This window comes from Pseudomonas sp. NPDC089406, assembly GCF_044900265.1.
Classification (GTDB): Bacteria; Pseudomonadota; Gammaproteobacteria; order Pseudomonadales; family Pseudomonadaceae; genus Aquipseudomonas; species Aquipseudomonas fakonensis.
In genome coordinates this window covers 94171-113482 of record NZ_JBJDNC010000003.1, presented here as the reverse complement: position 1 = coordinate 113482, position 19312 = coordinate 94171, and the positions used below count along the sequence as shown (strand labels likewise).

The window sequence follows — 19312 nt, the reverse complement described above, 5'->3', positions numbered from 1 at the left end:
GCCTGCCTGTTTGCGATCAGCGCGCAGTCAACGCCGCGTAGCTGTTCATCAGGTTGCGGTAGTTGGGAATGCGCTGGGACAGCAGGTTGCCCAGGCCTTCGATGTCGTTGCGCCAGTCGCGGTGCAGCTCACAGGCCACCGAGAACCAGTTCATCATCTGCGCGCCGGCCTGGGTCATGCGCACCCAGGCCGCTTGCTGCACGGTCTGGTTGAAGGTGCCCGAGGCGTCGGTGACGACGAACACTTCAAAGCCTTCGGCCAGCGCCGACAGGGTCGGGAAGGCCACGCACACATCGGTCACCACGCCAGCGATGATCAGCTGCTTGCGGCCGGTGGCCTTGATTGCCTTGACGAAGTCTTCGTTGTCCCAGGCGTTGATCTGGCCTGGGCGGGCGATGTACGGCGCGTCCGGGAACATCTCCTTGAGCTCCGGCACCAGCGGGCCGTTGGGGCCTTGCTCGAAACTGGTGGTGAGGATGGTCGGCAGGCCGAAGAACTTGGCCAGGTCGCCCAGGGCCAGCACGTTGTTCTTGAACTCGTTGGGCGAGAAGTCCTGTACCAGCGAGATCAGGCCGGTCTGGTGGTCCACCAGCAACACAACGGCATCGTCTTTGTTCAAGCGCTTGTAGTCAGGTTGGCTCACGAGGGTGACTCCTTGGGTGGGGATGGGGCGGCATTGGCCTTTGGGCCTATACCAGGGGATGACATCGCGTTAAGGGTGCCGCGCCGCCTGGCGCCAGGCCTTGGGCGGCTGGCCGACCATGCGGCTGAACGCGCGGGTGAAATGCGACTGGTCGCAAAAGCCGCACTCCAGGCTAACGTGGGTGATCGGTACTTCGGTGGCCAGCAGACGCTTGGCCTTTTCCATGCGTGCCAGCAGGCGCCAGGCCTGTGGCGACAGGCCGGTGGTCACCTTGAACGCACGCGAGAAGTGACTGCGGGTGAGGTGGCACAGGCCGGCGATCTCGATGATCGACAGCGGGCTGTGCAACATCAGCTCCTTGGCCTGGCGCAGGCGCTGCGCGGTCAGCGCGCCGGGGGTGTTGTGGCGGTGGTCGAGGGCGGGGTCAGGGACCATGTCGACTCTCCTGTTTCGATGGGGAAAGTCTGGCTGGCCAGCCATGACAAAGTCCTGAGCCGAACCTTAATAGTTATTAATCCTGCTTCGCCCCGCTGCCACGGGGGTTTGCCCGGGGCCGCCCGGCATTTCGCGATATTGCTGGCCCTGCACGCTATACCGATACCTTAAGATGCCTGCCATGATCGGTTTCGGGCCGCCCTTGAGCGGCGGCCACCAGGGTGAGTGGGTATGCAGAAAACAGTGGCGATGGTGCTTTTCAACGATGTGCTGATGCTGGACGTCACCGGCCCCCTGGACGCGTTTGCCATCGCCAACCGCTTCCTGCCGACCGAACAGCGCTATCACCTGGTCACCCTCGCCGAAGGCGACGCGCCGGTACGTGGCTCCTGCGGCCTGAGGGTGCTGGCCGACGGGCGCCTGGAGGACCTTCCGGCTGCTGTCGACCTACTGTTGGTGCCCGGCGGCCCCGGTGCCTACGACCTGTCGCTGCCGGCCCTGGAGCGCTGGCTGCCCCAGGCTGCGCGCAGCGCCAAGCGCTTCGGCGCGATCTGCACCGGGGTGTTTCTGCTCGGCCGTGCCGGGCTGCTGGGTGGCTACCGCTGTACGACCCACTGGAACTACGTAGAGCGCCTGGCCCGGCAGTTTCCCGAGGCCAAGGTTGAAACCGAGCAGATCTACGTGGTCGACCGCGACCTGATCACCTCGGGCGGCATCACCGCTGGCATTGACCTGGCATTGGCGGTGGTGGCCGAAGACCACGGCAAGGACCTGGCGCTGGAAGTGGCCAAGGTGCTGCTGGTGGCCCGCCACCGCCAGGGCGGGCAGTTGCCCTACGGCCCGCTGCTGGCCGCGGTACCGCGGGACGGCAGCCCGGTGGCGCGGGTGCAGGCGTACATCGTCGACCATATCGACGAGGCTTTTACCGTGCAGAAGATGGCCGAGCTGGTGGCCATGAGCGCGCGCAACTTCGCCCGGGCATTCCAGCGCGATGTCGGTATCACGCCGTTGCAGTACCTGCAGAACGCCCGCATCGACCATGCGCGCAAGCTGCTGGAAGGGTCTGATTTACCGTTGAAAGTGGTGGCGGCACGCAGCGGGTTCGGCAGCGACCGGCATATGCGCAAGGTGTTCTGCGAGCGCATCGGCATGACGCCGAACCAGTATCGGGCGCAGTTTGGTGGGGGTTGAGCAGGTTAAATACGATGCCTGTAGGAGCGGCCTTGTGTCGCGAAAGGGCTGCGCAGCAGCCCCGGCGATCTTGCATGATGCCGATATCCTGGGGCCGCTTCGCGGCCCATCGCGACACAAGACCGCTCCTACAAGGGGGATCTGTACTGTCGCCTTGATGGAGACAATGTGTCTCCCACAAAGCGGATTGTCCCCGAAAGCCCCATTCCCCAAAATGGCCGACCCAAATGACATAACCGCTGCCCCGGCAGTTCACGGAGCCAGAACCCATGCCACACGAAGGCAGCCTTCTTCAAACCGCGGTGATCTTCCTGCTCGCCGCCGTCATCGCCGTCCCCCTCGCCAAACGCCTGCAACTGGGGGCCGTGATCGGCTACCTGCTGGCTGGCGTTGCCATCGGCCCGCAAGCCCTGGGGCTGATCCGCGACACCGAAAGCGTCGCGCACATCTCCGAGCTGGGCGTGGTCCTGCTGCTGTTCATCATCGGCCTTGAACTGTCGCCACGCCGGCTGTGGCTGATGCGCAAGTCGGTGTTCGGCGTGGGCACCGCGCAGGTGCTGCTGACCGGTGCAGTGATCGGCGCCATCGCCCTGTTCGGCTTCAGCCAGACGCTGCCGGCGGCCATCGTGCTGGGCCTGGGCCTGGCGCTGTCGTCCACCGCCCTGGGCCTGCAGAGCCTGGCCGAAAGCAAGCAGCTCAACGCGCCCCATGGTCGCCTGGCCTTCGCCATCCTGCTGTTCCAGGACATCGCCGCCATCCCGCTGATCGCCCTGGTGCCATTGCTTGCCGCCAGCGGCCCGGACACCAGCCACGGCGACAGCCTGGAACACGGCCTGAAGGTGTTCGCCAGCATCGCCGTGGTGATCGTCGGCGGCCGCTACCTGCTGCGCCCGCTGTTCCGTACCGTGGCCCGCACCGGCCTGCCCGAGGTGTCCACCGCCACCGCGCTGCTGGTGGTGATCGGCACCGCCTGGCTGATGGAAGAAGCCGGTATCTCCATGGCACTGGGCGCCTTCCTGGCCGGCCTGCTGCTGGCGGATTCGGAGTACCGCCACGAGCTGGAATCGCAGATCGAGCCGTTCAAGGGCCTGTTGCTGGGGCTGTTCTTCATCAGCGTCGGCATGGGCGCCAACCTCAGCCTGCTGCTGGAAATGCCGCTGGTGCTGCTGGGCCTGACCCTGCTGCTGATTGCCGTAAAACTGGTGCTGCTGATCGGCGTCGGCCGCCTGGCCGGCGGGCTGAACAGCGCCAGCGCGCTGCGCTTGGGGATGGTGCTGGCCGCCGGTGGCGAGTTCGCCTTCGTGGTGTTCAAGCTGGGCAAGGACCAGGGCCTGTTCGACACCCACACCTACGACCTGCTGCTGATGACCATAACCCTGTCGATGGCTGTCACCCCGCTGCTGATGCTTGGCTGCGCCCGCGCCCTGAAGCGCCCGCAACCTGCGCGCGAGGTGCCCGAGCAGTACAAGACCATCGACGCCGGCACGCCGCGGGCGGTGATCGTCGGCATGGGCCGCATGGGCCAGATCGTCGCGCGCATTCTGCGCGCGCAGAAGATCCCCTTCGTCGCCCTGGAAACTTCGGTGGACACCATCGAGATGACTCGTATGTTCGAGCAGGTGCCGGTGTTCTACGGCGACCCGCTGCGCCCCGAGGTGCTGCATGCGGCCAAGGTTGGCGAGGCCGAGTACTTCATCATCACCATCGACGACCCGGACGTCGCCACCCGCACCGCCGAACGGGTCAAGCGCCAGTACCCGCACCTGAAGGTCATCGCCCGGGCGCGTAACCGCCAGCATGTGCACAAGCTGATGGACGTGGGCGCCGAGCCGATTCGCGAGACGTTTTACTCGAGCCTTGAGATGAGCCGCCGGGCACTGGTGGGGTTGGGCTTGAGCGACGAGCAGGCGGCTGACCGGATTGCGCGCTTTACCGAGCACGACGAGCAGGTGCTTGAGGCCCAGGGGCAGGTGCGCGATGACCGGGCCAAAGTGATGCAGACGGCCAAGGAGGCGCGGGTGGAGCTGGAGCGGTTGTTTGAGTCGGATGCCGATTGAGGCTCAGGCCAAGGCAAGCCGGGCGATGGGCGGGTGCTCACGCTGCGCGGCCTGCCAGAGGTCGTAGGCCGCCTGCTCGGCCAGATACTGGCGGGCACTGCCAAGGCCTGCCAGTTCGAGGCGATAGGCCAGGTCGGCGGAAATGGCCGAACGGCCGTTGAGCACTGTGGATAACTGCCCCCGGGAATAGCCGAGGTGCCGGGCAAGGGTGGAGACGTTCATGCCGATTGCAGGCAGGACGTCTTCGCGCAGGGCTTCGCCTGGGTGCGGTGGGTTGTGCATGGGCATAGGTTTCAGCCTTCTAGTGATAATCCAGATAATCGACCAGTTCGACATCTGTACCGACAAAGCGGAACACCAACCGCCAATTGCCCGATACATTTACCGCCCAATAACCCTGCAACTGCCCCCGCAATGGGTGCAGCCGGTTACCTGGGCGCTCCATATCCGAGGGGCACTGCGCAACTGCAAGCGAAGCCAGCAAGCGCTTGAGACGCGCAACGTGATCAAACCTGACCCCTGACGAATCACCTCGCAGATACAACGAACGCAGGCCCTTGTGCCTGAAGCTGCGAATCATGACTGCTCAAGTGTAAGGCATGACCTTACACCCTTCAAGACTATCCGATACATGCCGAACTTCCTTGCGACTCAAAGGGCGCAGTGTGAAGAGCATGCTCAGGGGAAAGGCAGCCCCATGGTTCCGGGGTGTGCGTCAGAAAGCTCTCGGTATTCTGTGGGCTGGCTTGGTTGCATATCCAGCTTCAAATGGGTGATCCGAAGCGTCCGCTCATCCCAGCCCTACATTCCCATCAGATTTTTCGCACTGCGAATCCTACAACTCGGTAAATATCCTACGAACCCTGTCGACTCCCTTCTGATTGTCCCGGGAAACCATGCCCCCTAGGCTCTCCCGGTCGCTGTCAATTCAGCGATCGGACGTGGAAATCCGGTTAGGGTTGTTGCCTTCAATGGCAGTTGTGCGCGGGAGGCCGTCTGGCCTGCCGGGTTGACCTCTAACCGGTTTCCACCCCGCGTACGGCTGCCACCCTCTGCGTGGAAACGGGCGGTTGCAGTTCAACTCCTAGAGGAATCTGCAATGAAAAAGATCGTCCCCGACCCACCCCTCCCCGACACCAAACATCGCCCCTTCGGCAAATGCGACGCCGGCCACCCGCCGCTGTTCTCGGTAAACCCCGACATCAACGCCCACGACGCTCTCGTGCACGTCATCGAGTACCTGCGCAGTGCCTACAACGTCGGATACAAGGCGCTCGACCATATGGACGAAGTCGGCAGAAGCCTGCTGTGGGCCAACCTGCATGCCGTCGAAATGGCCGAAGGGCTGGCCGAGGCGATGCTGGATGGGATCGAGGATGGCGCCACCACCTCATAGGCAAAGCTTCTGTAGATGGCCGCAATCCACATCTGGATTACGGCCATCCACCTGTTACCGCGCCCTCTACGCATGAACGCTCCCAATATTCTGTAGGACCTTTCCCAACCCCACTTTGGCCACCCAATTTCCGGCTTCACAGAGGTAGTTTCCTGGGTTTTATAGGGAGCAACCTGCATGCAACGAGTCGATCTTGCTGGCAAAGGACAAGCGCTGGACGGCGACCTCACCACAACCGGTGCAACCTGCATTGCCAGTGGCAGGCGATACAGCGCCAATTACCGCCACGCACTCTGCAAAGGCGACAGCACAAGCGAATGCCCGGTTTGCGGCCAGCCCGGCATCATCGCCGAAGGCCTGCCATGGTTCATTTCCGAGGGCCGCGAAGTTGCGATGGACGGCGCGCTGGTCGAATGCGGGTGCCCCAGCGGCAGTAACCGGGTAGTCGCGCCGCTCAATCAAAGCCTTGCACCTGCCAGCATTCGCCAGGCACCGCAGCAGAAGCCTGCAACAGTGCAGCCCACGCCAGTGAACAATCACGCAGTGGTCGCCCACTCCGGGACGCAGGAATCAGGGTTCTACATCGTGCCCCGCAGCATGTCCGGCCCAGAGGTCTTGAGCCAGCTGTTCGAACAACACCCCTCACTGCCCGTCACCCGCCTGAAAATGCTCAACCCCACGTTCGAGAGCGGCTTCAAGGCAGGCGAGATCTTCGTGATAGGCGACCCCGACAGCCACAACAGCTGCACGCGTGAAGAGGCGCAGTTAATGGCGGCAGCCGAGCAGGCGCGCAAGGCACTGGCCAGCCTCACCCGCGAAGAAGCCGACTTCATGATGCGCCACCAGGCAGAAATTGCAGGCCTGCTCAGCGATGCCAGCCTGGCAATGGGGGTTGCCCAGGCGATGGCGGCCAAGGCGGTCGAGGAGTTGCAGAACACGCTGCGCCACATCGAGCATCTGCACCAGCAGCAGTTTCTCAAGCACGGGCACTTGAGAGGCCCCGATTTTTTCAACTCGCGCAAGCAGCTTTTCCAGAAGCTGGACGCCCAGTTGAAGATGACCTTCCTCAACAAGCACATGAACCTCGGCAGCCACGAAACGCTACGCCGTGACCTTGGGATATCGAGCAAGAGCCTGGTTCATCACTGGAGCAAAGCCGGTGGGCCTGGGCAGATTCCCGGCTATGCAACACACCTGGAGAAGGTGGCCCGGCTGTCGAACTACCTGAAACATGGTGGGAGAGCGGGGGTTGCCATAGGGGGCGTTTCGTCGGTACTGAAGATCCAGGACGTTTGCCGTGCTGGCGAGACTGACGAGTGCAAGAAGGTCAGGTTTACCGAGACAGGGAGTTTTGCAGGTGGTTTGAGCGGCGGAGCGGTGGGAGGGTTGATTGGAAAAGGCGCAGCTACAGTCATATGTCTTGGATTAGGCCCGGTCAGCGCCGCTGCCTGTGGTCTCGTCATCGTAGGCGCCAGCACTTTTACCGCTAGCGTTGCCGGCATGAGCGCGGGCGAGACCCTTGGCGAAATCGTCTACGAGCACATCGACCCATGAACAACTCCTGGCAATTGGCATGGGAAATTACACTAAGAATCCTTCCATTTTTGATTGGGCTCTCAGGTGTAGCCCTGCAGGTTCAACTTGCCTGCTCACGCCACTACCCAACAATCATAAAATCACTAGAAAGAAGCCTCGCCCTTGAACGCCTCAAATTCATGTGGGGTGAGCATGGCTTCTACTCTCGGCTCTCGCTAGTCAGCAGTATTGCCGCACTCGCCTTTTGCCCTCAGCACTTCATCAAACGAAAGCTACTTCACCCTGACGATATAAAACGACTTCCCCACGCCATAAAAAAGCGCCTTTGCATCTCGATCTGGCTGCTTTTGATGGGCGCTCTGGGGCTAACAGCCTCCCATTTCACCAGCTCATAGGCTGCCACGTAAACCACACCCTCTTTTCATGAAAAAATTATTTGCGGTGCTACCTATGAAAACCCACAACCCTTTCACTCCAAAGCGGCAAAAGCCATGACACTGACTCCAATTGCTCTCAAGCTAATTTTCTTGTGCACACCATGGTTGATTATCCTCTTGGCATTATGTGTCTACGGTTGGGTTGCTGCTTCCAAGCACTTCGAATCCATGGTCATAGCATTACCCAGTAGCTACTGGCTGGGAATAAGCTACTTAATGCACAACGATATAACCTTCTGGGGCAGGCTTAACATAACCATCATGATGAGTGGCGTTGTCTTCTGGCCAATTAAGAACCTCCACATCCGCAAGAAAAAACTGGATCCTGCAGACATAAAAAACTTCCCCAAAAACCTGAAAAGAATATTCTTGCTCGGCAACACACTCCTGTACTCGGGAATTGCTTCGCTTCCGCTGATTTACTTCATATAGTCAGAAGACGTAGAACAAACGTCAAAAAGCCAGAAGCCCTACCCATTTCGAATGGGTAGGACTTCTGGCTTTTGCAACTGCTATTACTTGCCAGCAGTCAGCGCGTTATAGCTGGTCATCAGGTTGCGGTAGTCCGGGATGTGGTTGGAGCACAGCGCGGCCAGGCCTTCGATGTCGTTGCGCCAGTCGCGGTGCAGCTCGCAGGCCACGCCGAACCAGGTCATCAGTTGCGCACCGGCGCGGCTCATGCGGTCGTGGGCGGCGTCGCGGGTCATCTCGTTGAAGGTGCCGGAGGCATCGGTAACCACGAACACGTCGAACTCTTCTTCAAGCGCGGCCAGAGCCGGGAAGGCGACGCACACCTCAGTCACTACGCCGGCGATGATCAGTTGCTTCTTGCCGGTGGCCTTCACTGCCTTGACGAAGTCTTCGTTGTCCCAGGCGTTGATCTGGCCTGGGCGGGCGATGTAAGGGGCGTCCGGGAACAGCTCTTTCAGTTCCGGTACCAGCGGGCCGTTGGGGCCTTGCTCGAAGCTGGTGGTGAGGATGGTCGGCAGGTTGAAGAACTTGGCCAGGTCAGCCAGGGCCAGCACGTTGTTCTTGAAGCGGTCCGGCTCGATGTCGCGGACCAGGGACAGCAGGCCAGCCTGGTGGTCAACCAGCAGTACGGCGGCGTCGTCTTTGTTCAGGCGGTTGTATTTGAAGTTGGTCATGGTTGTTGCTCCTAAGGTTTTGAATTCGTTCAGTGCGTTGGGTGTTTCGCGTTGATGGGAGAAGATTAAAACCAAGACCTTTGGTGCGGTAGATAGTGAAAATTGGCTTTAGCGTTCCATTTTATGAACGATGGATTTGTATTGGTTTTCAGGGCCCTATCGCCGGCAAGCCGGCTCCTACAGGGGAGCGCATAAGCCTGTAGGAGCCGGCTTGACCGGCGATAGGCCCCGAACAAACGACAAAAAGGCCGGCTCCCTCTACGGGAGCCGGCCTTCGATGTTTCGGGTGGGCGGATTACTTGCCAGCAGTCAGCGCGTTATAGCTGGTCATCAGGTTGCGGTAGTCCGGGATGTGGTTGGAGCACAGCGCGGCCAGGCCTTCGATGTCGTTGCGCCAGTCGCGGTGCAACTCGCAGGCCACGCCGAACCAGGTCATCAGTTGCGCACCGGCGCGGCTCATGCGGTCGTGGGCGGCGTCGCGGGTCATTTCGTTGAAGGTGCCAGAGGCATCGGTGACCACGAACACCTCGAACTCTTCTTCAAGTGCCGCCAGGGCCGGGAAGGCGACGCACACTTCGGTGACCACGCCGGCGATGATCAGCTGCTTCTTGCCGGTGGCCTTCACTGCCTTGACGAAGTCTTCGTTGTCCCAGGCGTTGATCTGGCCTGGACGGGCGATGTATGGGGCGTCCGGGAACAGCTCTTTCAGCTCTGGCACCAGCGGGCCGTTGGGGCCTTGCTCGAAGCTGGTGGTGAGGATGGTCGGCAGGTTGAAGAACTTGGCCAGGTCAGCCAGGGCCAGCACGTTGTTCTTGAAGCGGTCCGGCTCGATGTCGCGGACCAGGGACAGCAGGCCAGCCTGGTGGTCAACCAGCAGTACGGCGGCGTCGTCTTTGTTCAGGCGGTTGTATTTGAAGTTGGTCATGGTTGTTGCTCCTAAAGGTTTTGAATTCGTTCAGTGCGTTGGGTGTTTCGCGTTGATGAGCAAAGATTAGATTCATCACCTTTGAAGCGGTAGACTGCGAAAATTGGCCTTAGCGTTCCATTTCGGGAACGATGGATAGGCGTTGGATTCTTCGCGGGTAAACCCGCTCCCACAGGTTTGGCGCCGTTGCCGAGACAGGCGCGATCCCTGTGGGAGCGGGTTCACCCGCGAAAGGGCCCGTACGGGTCGGCACAAAGCTCGGAGAGCACCCTTTTGGAAGACCTCAACTCCCTCTACTTCTTCACCCAGGTGGTGGAGCACGGCGGCTTCGCCCCGGCCGGGCGGGCGCTGGACATGCCCAAGTCCAAGCTCAGCCGGCGCATCGCCGACCTTGAAGACCGCCTGGGCGTGCGCCTGCTGCACCGCACCAGCCGGCACTGCTCGCTGACCGAAATCGGCCAGGCCTACTACAACCGTTGCCTGGCCATGCGCGTGGAGGCCGAGGGCGCCGCCGAGATCATCGAGCGCAACCGCAGCGAGCCGCGCGGGCTGGTGCGCATCAGCTGCCCGACCACCCTGCTCAACTCCTGGGTGGGGCCGATGCTGACCCGCTACATGCTCAAGTACCCGCAGGTGGAGCTGTTCATCGAGAGCACCAACCGCCGCGTCGACCTGCTGCACGAAGGTTTCGACGTGGCGCTGCGGGTGCGCTTCCCGCCGCTGGAGAACACCGACATGGTGATGAAGGTGCTGAGCAACAGCACCCAGTGCCTGGTGGGCCACCCCTCCTACCTCGAACAATTGCCCCCAGGCTTCGACCCGCAACAGCTGAGCCAACTGCCCAGCCTGCACTGGGGCAGCGCCCAGCGTGAGTACCAGTGGGAGCTGTTCCGGGGCGAGGACACCAGCCGCAGCATCGTCATCGCGCACAAGCCGCGCATGGTCACCGACGACCTGTTCGCCCTGCGCCACTTCGTGGTGGCCGGCGTCGGCATCGCCCACCTGCCGCGGGTGGCGGTGCGTGAAGACCTGGCCGAAGGCCGCCTGGTCGAACTGATCCCGGACTGGCACCCGCGCTGCGGCATCGTGCATGCGATCTTCCCGTCGCGCCGCGGCCTGCTGCCGTCGGTGCGCTCGCTGATCGATCACCTGGCCGAAGAGTTCGCCAGCAGCGACATGGCCTGATCGCCCTTGAGCAGCAGGTCAGCCAGCAGCGCCAGCAGCACCGCCCCCGCCGCCATGCCGAACAGCAGCCAGTAGTTCCCGCCGCTGGCGCTGAACAGCGCTGAATAGGCGTAACCGGCCAGGGCCTGGAAGCTGGCGAACGACACCGTGGCGCGGCTCCAGGTTGCGTTCTGTTGATGATGGCCGTCCACCAGTTGGTGCACCCGGGCCAGCGCCAGCGGCACGATGCCGGGCGGGAACGAGCCGATCAGCAGCGCCGCGCCACCGAGCAGGCGCAAATCGCGGCTGGCCAGCAGAACGCCCAGCGCGAGCAACTGCGCAAGCAGCACCAGCCGGATACCGGCGCGGGCGCCGAGGTGATCAGCGAGCAAGCCGTAGAGCACCGGGCCAACGATCGCGCCCAGGCCATACAGGCCCCAGATCACCGCGCCGGCATGAGTGCCGGCGCCCAGGCCGCGGCTGACGTAGTCCACCAGAAACATCATCGGCGCCACCAGCGCAGTGGCCATCAACGCGTACTGCCCGAACAGCAACCGGATCGCCCGCGAACCGGCAGCCGCTGCCGGCACGTCGGGCGCTGGGTGCTGGCCCTGTTCAGCCGGCCAGCCGGCCCAACTGCTCAGGCTCAACAATAGCGACAACGCGCCCAGCCCGAGCCAGGTCTGGCGCAGCCCCAAGCCCAGCAGCCATGGCACCAGGCTGGCGGCGCCGGCGATGCCCAGGCCGATGCCGAGGAAGATCGCGCCACTGGCCAGGCCGCGCCGGCTGGCCGATACATGCGGCAGGATGGCGCTGGCCGCCAGTACCATGATTACCCCGCCCGCCACCCCGGACAGCAGCCGCCAGGCGAAGAACCAGCCCAGCGAAACCGGCCAGGCGCAGGCCAAGAACGCCAGGCTGACCAGCACCATCATCAGCCGCAGCACGCCCGGCGCGGACCCTCGCGCCGCCAGCGGCCGCCCGACCAGGGCACCGATCAGGTAGCCGGCCAGGTTGGCCGCGCCCAGGTAGACCACGGCGGTACTGGCGAACCAATGCGCCTCGATCAGCGCAGGCACCAGCGGGGTATAGGCGAAACGCGCCAGGCCGATCCCGACCAGGCTGGCGCACAACCCGGCCCAGATCGGCAGCCAGGGGGCCCGTTGAGTGGAGGCGTTCATGTTCTTCCCTTGCGCCGCACACGGCGCTTGTCGATGTGGATGGGAACAGCATAAAGTCGCCGAGCGATGAGCAAGTGCAGCGAGTTCTCATTGCTAACCTGCATTTTTGCATCAGTACCGAGGCCCTTGATGAACTGGGACGACACCCGCGTATTCCTTGCCCTGTGTCGCCAACAGACCCTGCGCGGTGCCGCACGCAGCCTGGGCGTGGACCAGGCCACCGTGGGCCGGCGCCTGGCTGCACTGGAAGGCGCACTCAACGCCACGCTGTTCCTGCGCAGCTCCAGCGGCTATGCCTTGACCGGCGCCGGCGAGGTGGCCATGCGCGCGGCCCTGGAGATGGAAGCCGCCGCCGCCGGCCTGCAGCGCCAGATCCTCGGCCTGGACGACCGCCTGAACGGCGTGGTGCGGGTCACCAGTACCGATTCGTTCGCCATGGACTTCATCATCCCCGCGATCGCCGTGCTGCGCAGGGAACACCCCGGCATCGAAGTGCAGTTGCAGGCCTCGACGCAGATGCTCAACCTGAGCAAGCGCGAAGCCGACATCGCCGTGCGCACCCACAAGCCGGACAACCCCGAACTGGTGGTGCGCCGCCTGGCGCGCTGGCACAGCGGCCTGTTCGCCACAGCCGACTACCTGCAACGGCATGGCAGCCCCACGCCGGGCACGGCCTTCGCCGGGCATGACCTGGTCCTGTACCAGCCGTACCTGGACAGAGGCAAGGAGGTGACCCTGGCCGGCGAAGCCATCACCCACGGGCGGATTGCCATGACCTGCACCTCGGGCCTGCTGGTGCGCCGGGCGCTGGCCAACGGCGTGGGGCTGGGCGAGCTGCCCCTGCCGCTGGGCGAGCGCGATGGCTTGCAGCAGGTATGGCCACAGCAGCCGCGCCAGCCCTATGACATCTGGCTGGTGACCCACCAGGATGTGCGCCACACGGCGCGGGTGCGCGCGGTAATCGAGGCGATTGCCAAGGTGTTCGCCGGCTGATTCGCGGCGCCTTCGTCGCAGGCTGTCGCCAGCTCCCACGATGGCCGGAAACCCTGTGGGAGCTTGCGCCGGCCGGCGACAGGGCCCTCCCAGCACACCCTTACAAGACCCTTGCACACCAGATGGCGCAGAGTCCCGGCTCATGCACACCGGAGCGCCCATGCCTTATTCCCCTCGCGCCCTGCTGGCCACCCTGTTCGCCCTCGGCCCTGCGCTTGCGCTGGCCGACGAGCCGGGCTGGTCGCTGCTCAGCCGCAACTACTTCCTCCACAACGACTACCGCACCCCGTCCGGCAATGGCCAGAGCTACCGCCAGGAATGGGCCCAGGGCTTCATCGGCGAAATCCGCTCGGGCTTCACCGAGGGCACAGTGGGCGTGGGCATCGACGCCCACGGTTTCGTCGGCCTGAAACTCGACGGCGGCCGTGGCCACGCCGGCACCGGCCTGCTGCCCCGCGACAGCGACGGGCGCGCCGAGTCCGACTACTCCAGTGCCGGCGCCGCGCTGAAGCTGCGCCTGGGCAACACCCAGTTGCGCTACGGCGAGATGATGGTGGAAACCCCGGTGTTCGACACCGGCGACAAACGCCTGCACCCCGAATACGCCACCGGCTGGCTGCTGGACAACACCGACCTGCCCGACTGGCACCTGCAGGCCGGGCGTTTCACCGCGTTCAACAACCAGGACAACAGCTCCACCCACGACGACTTCGCCGGCTACGGCGCCAGCACCCAAGGCCACGCCATCAGCCTGGCCGGTGCCACCTTCGCCCCGGCCGGGCCGTTGGGCGGCGCGCTGTACGTGTCGCAGCTGGAAGACACCTGGGACCAGGCCTACCTGAACCTCAACCTGGCCCAGGGCAACTGGCGCCTGGACGGCAACCTGTACCGCACCCGCGACAGCGGCAAGGCCAGTGCCGGAAACATCGAAACCCTGGCCTACAGCCTGGCGGCCAAATACGCCGTCGGCGCCCAGGCCGTGACCCTGGCCTACCAGAAGGTGCGCGGCGACACCCCGTTCGACTTCGTCGGCGGCGACTCCATTTACCTGGCCAACTCGATCAAGTACGCCGACTTCAACGGCCCCGGCGAGCGCTCCTGGCAGCTGCGCTACGACCTCAATTTCGCCACCCTCGGCGTACCCGGCCTGAGCCTGATGGGCCGCTACGTCAGCGGCCGTGGCATCGACGGCAGCCACGCCCCGGCAAACGGCGCCTACGCTGGGCAATACGGCGATGGCGGCAAGCACTGGGAGCGGGATATCGACCTCAAGTACGTGGTGCAATCAGGCACGGCCAAGGACCTGACCCTGTCGCTGTCCCACGTCAGCCACCGGGGCAACGATGCCCAGGCGGGCGATGATATCGACCGTATCTACGTGATCCTCGAATACCCTCTCAAAGGCAGCTTCTGACATGAGCACCGCAAGCACCTCCGGCGCCTGGAGCCCCCTGCGCAACAGCACCTTCCGCATGCTGTGGATCGCCACCATCGCCTCCAACATCGGCACCTGGATGCACGAGGTCGGCGCCGGCTGGCTGATGACTTCGCTGTCGAGCAACCCGCTGCACGTGGCGCTGATCCAGGTGGCAGGCTCGCTGCCGATGTTCTTCCTGGCCCTGCCGGCCGGCGCGGCGGCGGATATCGTCGACAAGCGCCGCTACCTGCTGCTGGTGCAGCTGTGGATGTCGGCCGTGGCGGTGGTGCTGGCGGCACTGACCCTGCTCGGCCTGATGAACGTCACCCTGCTGCTGGGCCTGACCCTGGCGCTGGGCATCGGCACCGCGCTGATGATGCCGGCCTGGAGCGCGCTGACCCCGGAGCTGGTGCCCAAGCAGGACCTGGCCAACGCGGTGGCGATTTCCAGCGTCGGCATCAACGTGTCGCGGGCCATCGGCCCGGCGCTGGCCGGGGTGGTGGTGAGCCTGGTGGGCCCGTGGCTGACCTTTGCCCTGAACGCCGTGTCGTTCGCCGGGGTGATCCTGGTGTTGCTGCTGTGGAAGCGCGAAGTGAAAGAGCCGCTGCTGCCGGCCGAGCGCTTCGTCGGCGCCATGCGCACCGGGCTGCGCTTTGCGCGCAGTGCCAAACCCTTGCAGGCCGTGCTGTTGCGCGCCTTGGCGTTCTTCTTCTGCGCCAGCGCCGGCACCTCGCTGTTGCCGCTGATCGTGCGTGGCGAGATGCAAGGCAGCGCGGCCGACTTCGGCCTGCTGCTGGCAGCCATCGGCATCGGCGCGGTAGCCGGCGCCACCCTGCTGCCCAAGCTGCGCGAGAAGGTCAGCCGCGACCGCCTGGTGCTGCTGGCGAGCCTGTTGTATGCGCTGTTCCTGCTGGCCCTGGCGCTGGTGCGCAACTTCTACGCGCTGCTGCCGGCCATGCTGCTCAGCGGCGCGGCGTGGATCGCCGTGCTGTCCAACCTGCAGGTGGCGGCGCAAACCTCGGTGCCGGCCTGGGTACGGGCGCGGGCACTGTCGGTGTACATCCTGATCTTCTTCGGCGCCATGGCCGCCGGTGGTTTGCTGTGGGGCACCCTGGCCAGCCATGCCTCGATCACCCTGAGCCTGCTGCTGGCCGCCGGTGGCCTGGCGCTGGGCACGCTGCTGACCTGCAAGGTGACCCTGCCGGAGACCGAAGCCGAAGAGCTGACCCCGTCGCTGCACTGGCCGGCGCCGTTGCTCAGCGAAGAGCTGGACAAGGACAGCGGGCCGGTGATGGTTACCGTCGAGTACCACATCGCAGCCGACAAGGTCGCAGCCTTCCGCCTGGCAACCCGTGAGCTGGAAGCCATGCGCAAGCGCAATGGTGCGTTGTCGTGGGGGTTGATGCAGGACAGCAGCGACCCGTGCCTGTGGCTGGAGTTCTTCTTTGAAGAGTCGTGGCTGGAGCACCTGCGCCATCACCACCGGGTGACCCGTGGCGAATTGAAGATCGAGGCGCGGGTGCGGATGCTGCAGAGCGAGGGGGTCGAGGTGAAGATTCGGCACCTGCTGGGTGGCAAGCAACACTGATTTGTAGGAGCGGCCTTGTGTCGCGAAAGGGCTGCAAAGCAGCCCCAGCAGCCTCGATTTGAAGCGAAGATCCTGGGGCCGCTGCGCGCCCCTTTCGCGACACAAGGCCGCTCCTACAGGGATTTGTGTACAGCCGGGACACAAAAAAGGGGCCATCACTGGCCCCTTCTTCATATCAGCTCAGCTTAGAAAGCAAAGCACGAGCAACCCAACGCCCCCCAGAACCCCTGGAAGTCACTGACCGGCACCTTGGACTGGCGCGCCTTGTCGTGGCTGTGGGCATGCACCCCGCACGGCCCCGAGCACTGGTGCACGGCGGCAGCCAGCGACGGCGTACCCACGCGCCAGTGCCCCGGCACCTTGGCCACCGGCGACCATTCCGGCAGCACCGGCACCTGCGGCGGGCCAAGGCGGTCGAACTCACCGGCGCCGTACACCACCTTGCCGTCGACGATGGTCAGCACCGACTCGATGCCCTTGATCGCTTCTTCATCAACGCTGAAGAAGTCCAGCGACAGCGCCGCCAGGTCGGCCAGCTGGCCGACCTTGAGCTGGCCCTTCTTGCCCTGCTCGCTGGAGAACCAGGCGCTGCCCTGGGTGAACAGCTGCAGCGCGGTGTCGCGGTCCAGGCCTTCGCGGTACAGCTCCATGCCGCCGACGGTCTTGCCGCTGACCAGCCAGTACAGCGAGGTCCACGGGTTGTAGCTGGACACGCGGGTGGCGTCGGTACCGGCACCTACCGGCACGCCCATCTCGAGCATGCGCTTGATCGGCGGGGTCTGCTCGGCAGCCTTGGCGCCGTAGCGGTCGACGAAGTACTCACCCTGGAAGGCCATGCGGTCCTGGATGGCGATACCGCCGCCCAGCGCACGCACGCGCTCGATGTTCTGCGGGGTGATGGTTTCGGCGTGGTCGAAGAACCACGGCAGGCCATTGAACGGGATGTCGCGGTTGACCTTCTCGAACACGTCGAGCATGCGCGTGATCGATTCGTTGTAGGTGGCGTGCAGGCGGAACGGCCAGCGCTGTTCCACCAGGTGACGTACCACCGGCTCCAGCTCTTCTTCCATGGTTTGCGGCAGGTCCGGGCGCGGCTCGAGGAAGTCCTCGAAGTCGGCGGCGGAGAACACCAGCATTTCGCCGGCGCCGTTGTGGCGCAGGAAATCCGTGCCGCTGTGCAGCTTGACGCTGGAGGTCCACTTGCGGAAGTCGTCCAGCTCTTCCTTGGGCTTCTGGGTGAACAGGTTGTAGGCGATGCGCACGGTCAGCTGGTTGTTGTCGGCCAGCTCCTGGATCACCGAGTAGTCGTCCGGGAAGTTCTGGTAGCCGCCGCCGGCATCGATGGCGCTGGTCAGGCCCAGGCGGTTGAGTTCACGCATGAACTGGCGAGTGGAGTTGACCTGGTACTCCAGCGGCAGCTTCGGCCCCTTGGCCAGGGTGGCGTAGAGAATCATCGCGTTGGGGCGGGCGATCAGCATGCCGGTGGGGTTGCCGAACTTGTCGCGCTGGATCTCGCCACCCGGCGGGTTCGGCGTGCTCTTGTCGTAGCCCACGGCCTTGAGCGCGGCGCGGTTGAGCAGCGCACGGTCGTACAGGTGCAGCAGGAACACCGGGGTGTCCGGGGCGGCCTGGTTGATCTCTTCAAGGGTTGGCATGCGCTTTTCGGCGAACTGGAATTCGTTCCAGCCACCGACCACACGTACCCACTGCGGGGTCGGGGTGCGCGCGGCCTGGTCCTTGAGCATGCGCAGGGCGTCGGCCACCGACGGCACGCCTTCCCAGCGCAGCTCCAGGTTGTAGTTCAGGCCACCGCGGATCAGGTGCAGGTGCGAGTCGTTCAGGCCCGGGATCACCGTGCGCTGCTTGAGGTCGATGATTTGGGTAGAAGCGCCCTTGTGGGCCATGGCTTCGGCGTCGCTGCCCACGGCGATGAAACGGCCGTCCTTGATGGCGACGGCGGTGGCGGTGGGGTTTTCGCGGTCAACGGTGTGCAGCTTGCCGTTGAACAGGATGAGATCGGCGGTCATGGAGCCTCCTTGGGTGGATGCATGGGCGGAACCGGCGTCGCCGGTGAAAGGCAGTGCCGCCCACAACGCCCCGGCGGCACCGAGTACGGTGCTGGTGGCGAGGAACTGGCGACGGCTTTTGTCGTTCGGGTCCTGGGACATGGTGTTCTCCATCGGGGGGCGGCAGGCGCAACGGCGCAGCATGCCGGTTGACCCTGGCTCAGGGCTTGGATGGATGTGCGGTGGGGCTACCGAAGGTCAGCCCTGTCGAACAGTTGTGTTGCCTGGGCGGGCCTCTTCGCGGGCAAGCCCGCTCCCACAGGTACTGTGCCTGCCCTGTGGGAGCGGGCTTGCCCGCGAATGCCTCACACCGTCATTTCTGCAGGAACGCCAGCAGGTCCTCGTTCAACTGCTGCGCATGGGTCACGGCGAAGCCGTGGGGCGCGCCTTTGTAAACCTTGAGCTCAGCCCCGCGAATCAGCTCGGCGGCCTGCTTGCCGGTGGTCTCGAACGGCACGATCTGGTCGTCGTCGCCATGGATCACCAGGGTCGGCACGTCGATCTTGGCCATGTCCGGGCGGAAGTCGGTCTGGCTGAACGCAGTGACGCAGTCCAGGGTGCCCTTGATCGAGGCCATCAGGGCGATGTTCAGGGTTTGTGCCTGTACGCCTTGCGAGACCTTCTGCCCGTGGTTGATGCCGTAGAACGGCGCGGCGAAGTCGGCGATGAACTGCGCACGATCAGCGCGCAGGCCGGCCTGGATGCCTTCGAACACCGACAGGTCGACGCCCTCGGGGTGGTCATCACGCTTGCCGAACACCGGGGTCACCGCGCCCAGCAGCACCAGGCCGGCAACGCGCTCGCTGCCGTGTTTGGCGATGTAGCGACTGACGTCGCCGCCACCCATCGAGAAGCCCACCAGGGTGACGTCGCGCAGGTCCAGATGCTCGATCAACTGGGCGATGTCATCGGCAAAGGTGTCGTAGTCGTAGCCGGTCCACGGCTGGTCCGAGCGACCGAAACCGCGGCGGTCGAAGGCGATGGTGCGGTAGCCGCGGCTGGCCAGGTACTCCATCTGCGAGTCCCACATGTCGGCGTCCAGCGGCCAGCCGTGGCTGAACAGCACGGGTTTGCCGCTGCCCCAGTCCTTGAAGTAGATCGAGGTGCCATCGCGGGTGACGAGCGTGCTCATATCGGT

General features: G+C 64.2%; 19 protein-coding genes. 10 read left to right on the top strand and 9 right to left on the bottom strand.

All coding sequences use genetic code 11. The features are described 5' to 3' along the window. Nucleotides 1-16: 16 nt before the first annotated feature. On the bottom strand, nucleotides 17-643 hold the full coding sequence (ycaC, locus tag ACI2KK_RS03105) for an isochorismate family cysteine hydrolase YcaC (protein ID WP_217887052.1): 627 nt from the start codon (nucleotides 641-643) through the stop codon (nucleotides 17-19). A 69-nt stretch (nucleotides 644-712) separates the two neighbouring features. Next, on the bottom strand, nucleotides 713-1078 hold the full coding sequence (locus ACI2KK_RS03100) for a helix-turn-helix transcriptional regulator (protein WP_404667830.1): 366 nt from the start codon (nucleotides 1076-1078) through the stop codon (nucleotides 713-715). Nucleotides 1079-1309: 231 nt separating this feature from the next. Here ACI2KK_RS03100 and ACI2KK_RS03095 point away from each other — a divergent pair, with 231 nt between their 5' ends. Together ACI2KK_RS03095 and ACI2KK_RS03090 are read left to right on the top strand one after the other, a co-directional pair. Continuing rightward, entirely contained in the window at nucleotides 1310-2269 is a 960-nt protein-coding gene (locus ACI2KK_RS03095; protein WP_404667829.1) for a GlxA family transcriptional regulator, read from the top strand. 269 nt (nucleotides 2270-2538) lie between these two features. Beyond that, nucleotides 2539-4326 carry a monovalent cation:proton antiporter-2 (CPA2) family protein gene (locus ACI2KK_RS03090; protein WP_404667828.1) on the top strand — a complete coding sequence of 596 codons (1788 nt, stop codon included), beginning with the start codon at nucleotides 2539-2541 and terminating at the stop codon, nucleotides 4324-4326. Nucleotides 4327-4329: 3 nt separating this feature from the next. Here the strand turns inward: ACI2KK_RS03090 and ACI2KK_RS03085 are convergent, their stop codons facing one another. Then, nucleotides 4330-4614, bottom strand: a complete 285-nt coding sequence (locus ACI2KK_RS03085) for a HigA family addiction module antitoxin (protein ID WP_404667827.1) — start codon at nucleotides 4612-4614, stop codon at nucleotides 4330-4332. 13 nt (nucleotides 4615-4627) lie between these two features. Further along, complete coding sequence (locus ACI2KK_RS03080) at nucleotides 4628-4906, bottom strand: type II toxin-antitoxin system RelE/ParE family toxin (RefSeq protein WP_404667826.1); 279 nt, start codon at nucleotides 4904-4906, stop codon at nucleotides 4628-4630. 519 nt (nucleotides 4907-5425) lie between these two features. Between ACI2KK_RS03080 and ACI2KK_RS03075 the strand changes: the two genes are divergently transcribed. From ACI2KK_RS03075 to ACI2KK_RS03060, 4 genes are all read left to right on the top strand, one after another. Then, a complete protein-coding gene (locus ACI2KK_RS03075; protein ID WP_217887048.1) occupies nucleotides 5426-5722 on the top strand; it encodes a DUF6124 family protein in 297 nt (98 codons plus the stop codon). Between the two features lie 177 nt (nucleotides 5723-5899). Further along, nucleotides 5900-7276, top strand: coding sequence for a PAAR domain-containing protein (locus ACI2KK_RS03070; protein ID WP_404667825.1), 1377 nt, complete (start codon nucleotides 5900-5902; stop codon nucleotides 7274-7276). Beyond that, on the top strand, nucleotides 7273-7653 hold the full coding sequence (locus ACI2KK_RS03065) for a hypothetical protein (RefSeq protein ID WP_404667824.1): 381 nt from the start codon (nucleotides 7273-7275) through the stop codon (nucleotides 7651-7653). The genes ACI2KK_RS03070 and ACI2KK_RS03065 overlap by 4 nt, the downstream gene beginning before the upstream one ends. A gap of 96 nt (nucleotides 7654-7749) precedes the next feature. Next, entirely contained in the window at nucleotides 7750-8127 is a 378-nt protein-coding gene (locus ACI2KK_RS03060) for a hypothetical protein (protein WP_404667823.1), read from the top strand. 83 nt (nucleotides 8128-8210) lie between these two features. On the opposite strand, the gene ycaC (ACI2KK_RS03055) is transcribed toward ACI2KK_RS03060, so the two are convergent. Together ycaC (ACI2KK_RS03055) and ycaC (ACI2KK_RS03050) are read right to left on the bottom strand one after the other, a co-directional pair. After that, nucleotides 8211-8840, bottom strand: a complete 630-nt coding sequence (ycaC, locus tag ACI2KK_RS03055) for an isochorismate family cysteine hydrolase YcaC (protein WP_404667822.1) — start codon at nucleotides 8838-8840, stop codon at nucleotides 8211-8213. Nucleotides 8841-9135: 295 nt separating this feature from the next. After that, the gene (ycaC, locus tag ACI2KK_RS03050) at nucleotides 9136-9765 is read right to left on the bottom strand and encodes an isochorismate family cysteine hydrolase YcaC (protein ID WP_111533157.1); all 630 of its coding nucleotides are present in this window, start codon (nucleotides 9763-9765) and stop codon (nucleotides 9136-9138) included. Between the two features lie 273 nt (nucleotides 9766-10038). Here ycaC (ACI2KK_RS03050) and ACI2KK_RS03045 point away from each other — a divergent pair, with 273 nt between their 5' ends. Next, the gene (locus ACI2KK_RS03045; RefSeq protein ID WP_404667821.1) at nucleotides 10039-10950 is read left to right on the top strand and encodes a LysR substrate-binding domain-containing protein; all 912 of its coding nucleotides are present in this window, start codon (nucleotides 10039-10041) and stop codon (nucleotides 10948-10950) included. On the opposite strand, the gene ACI2KK_RS03040 is transcribed toward ACI2KK_RS03045, so the two are convergent. After that, nucleotides 10911-12110 (bottom strand): YbfB/YjiJ family MFS transporter, encoded by a 1200-nt coding sequence (locus ACI2KK_RS03040; RefSeq protein WP_404667820.1) that lies wholly within the window; start codon nucleotides 12108-12110, stop codon nucleotides 10911-10913. The genes ACI2KK_RS03045 and ACI2KK_RS03040 overlap by 40 nt on opposite strands. A gap of 129 nt (nucleotides 12111-12239) precedes the next feature. Here ACI2KK_RS03040 and ACI2KK_RS03035 point away from each other — a divergent pair, with 129 nt between their 5' ends. The 3 genes from ACI2KK_RS03035 (at nucleotide 12240) to ACI2KK_RS03025 (ending at nucleotide 16108) form a co-directional block, all read left to right on the top strand. Next, on the top strand, nucleotides 12240-13103 hold the full coding sequence (locus tag ACI2KK_RS03035; protein WP_404667819.1) for a LysR family transcriptional regulator: 864 nt from the start codon (nucleotides 12240-12242) through the stop codon (nucleotides 13101-13103). A gap of 160 nt (nucleotides 13104-13263) precedes the next feature. Further along, on the top strand, nucleotides 13264-14517 hold the full coding sequence (locus tag ACI2KK_RS03030) for an OprD family porin (protein WP_404667818.1): 1254 nt from the start codon (nucleotides 13264-13266) through the stop codon (nucleotides 14515-14517). A 1-nt stretch (nucleotide 14518) separates the two neighbouring features. Continuing rightward, nucleotides 14519-16108, top strand: a complete 1590-nt coding sequence (locus tag ACI2KK_RS03025; RefSeq protein WP_404667817.1) for an MFS transporter — start codon at nucleotides 14519-14521, stop codon at nucleotides 16106-16108. A gap of 185 nt (nucleotides 16109-16293) precedes the next feature. Here the strand turns inward: ACI2KK_RS03025 and ACI2KK_RS03020 are convergent, their stop codons facing one another. Both ACI2KK_RS03020 and ACI2KK_RS03015 read right to left on the bottom strand, forming a co-directional pair. Further along, complete coding sequence (locus ACI2KK_RS03020; RefSeq protein ID WP_404667926.1) at nucleotides 16294-18135, bottom strand: amidohydrolase; 1842 nt, start codon at nucleotides 18133-18135, stop codon at nucleotides 16294-16296. A gap of 352 nt (nucleotides 18136-18487) precedes the next feature. Next, nucleotides 18488-19306: an alpha/beta fold hydrolase gene (locus ACI2KK_RS03015; RefSeq protein WP_404667816.1), complete on the bottom strand. Its 819-nt coding sequence runs from the start codon at nucleotides 19304-19306 to the stop codon at nucleotides 18488-18490. Nucleotides 19307-19312: the final 6 nt, after the last annotated feature.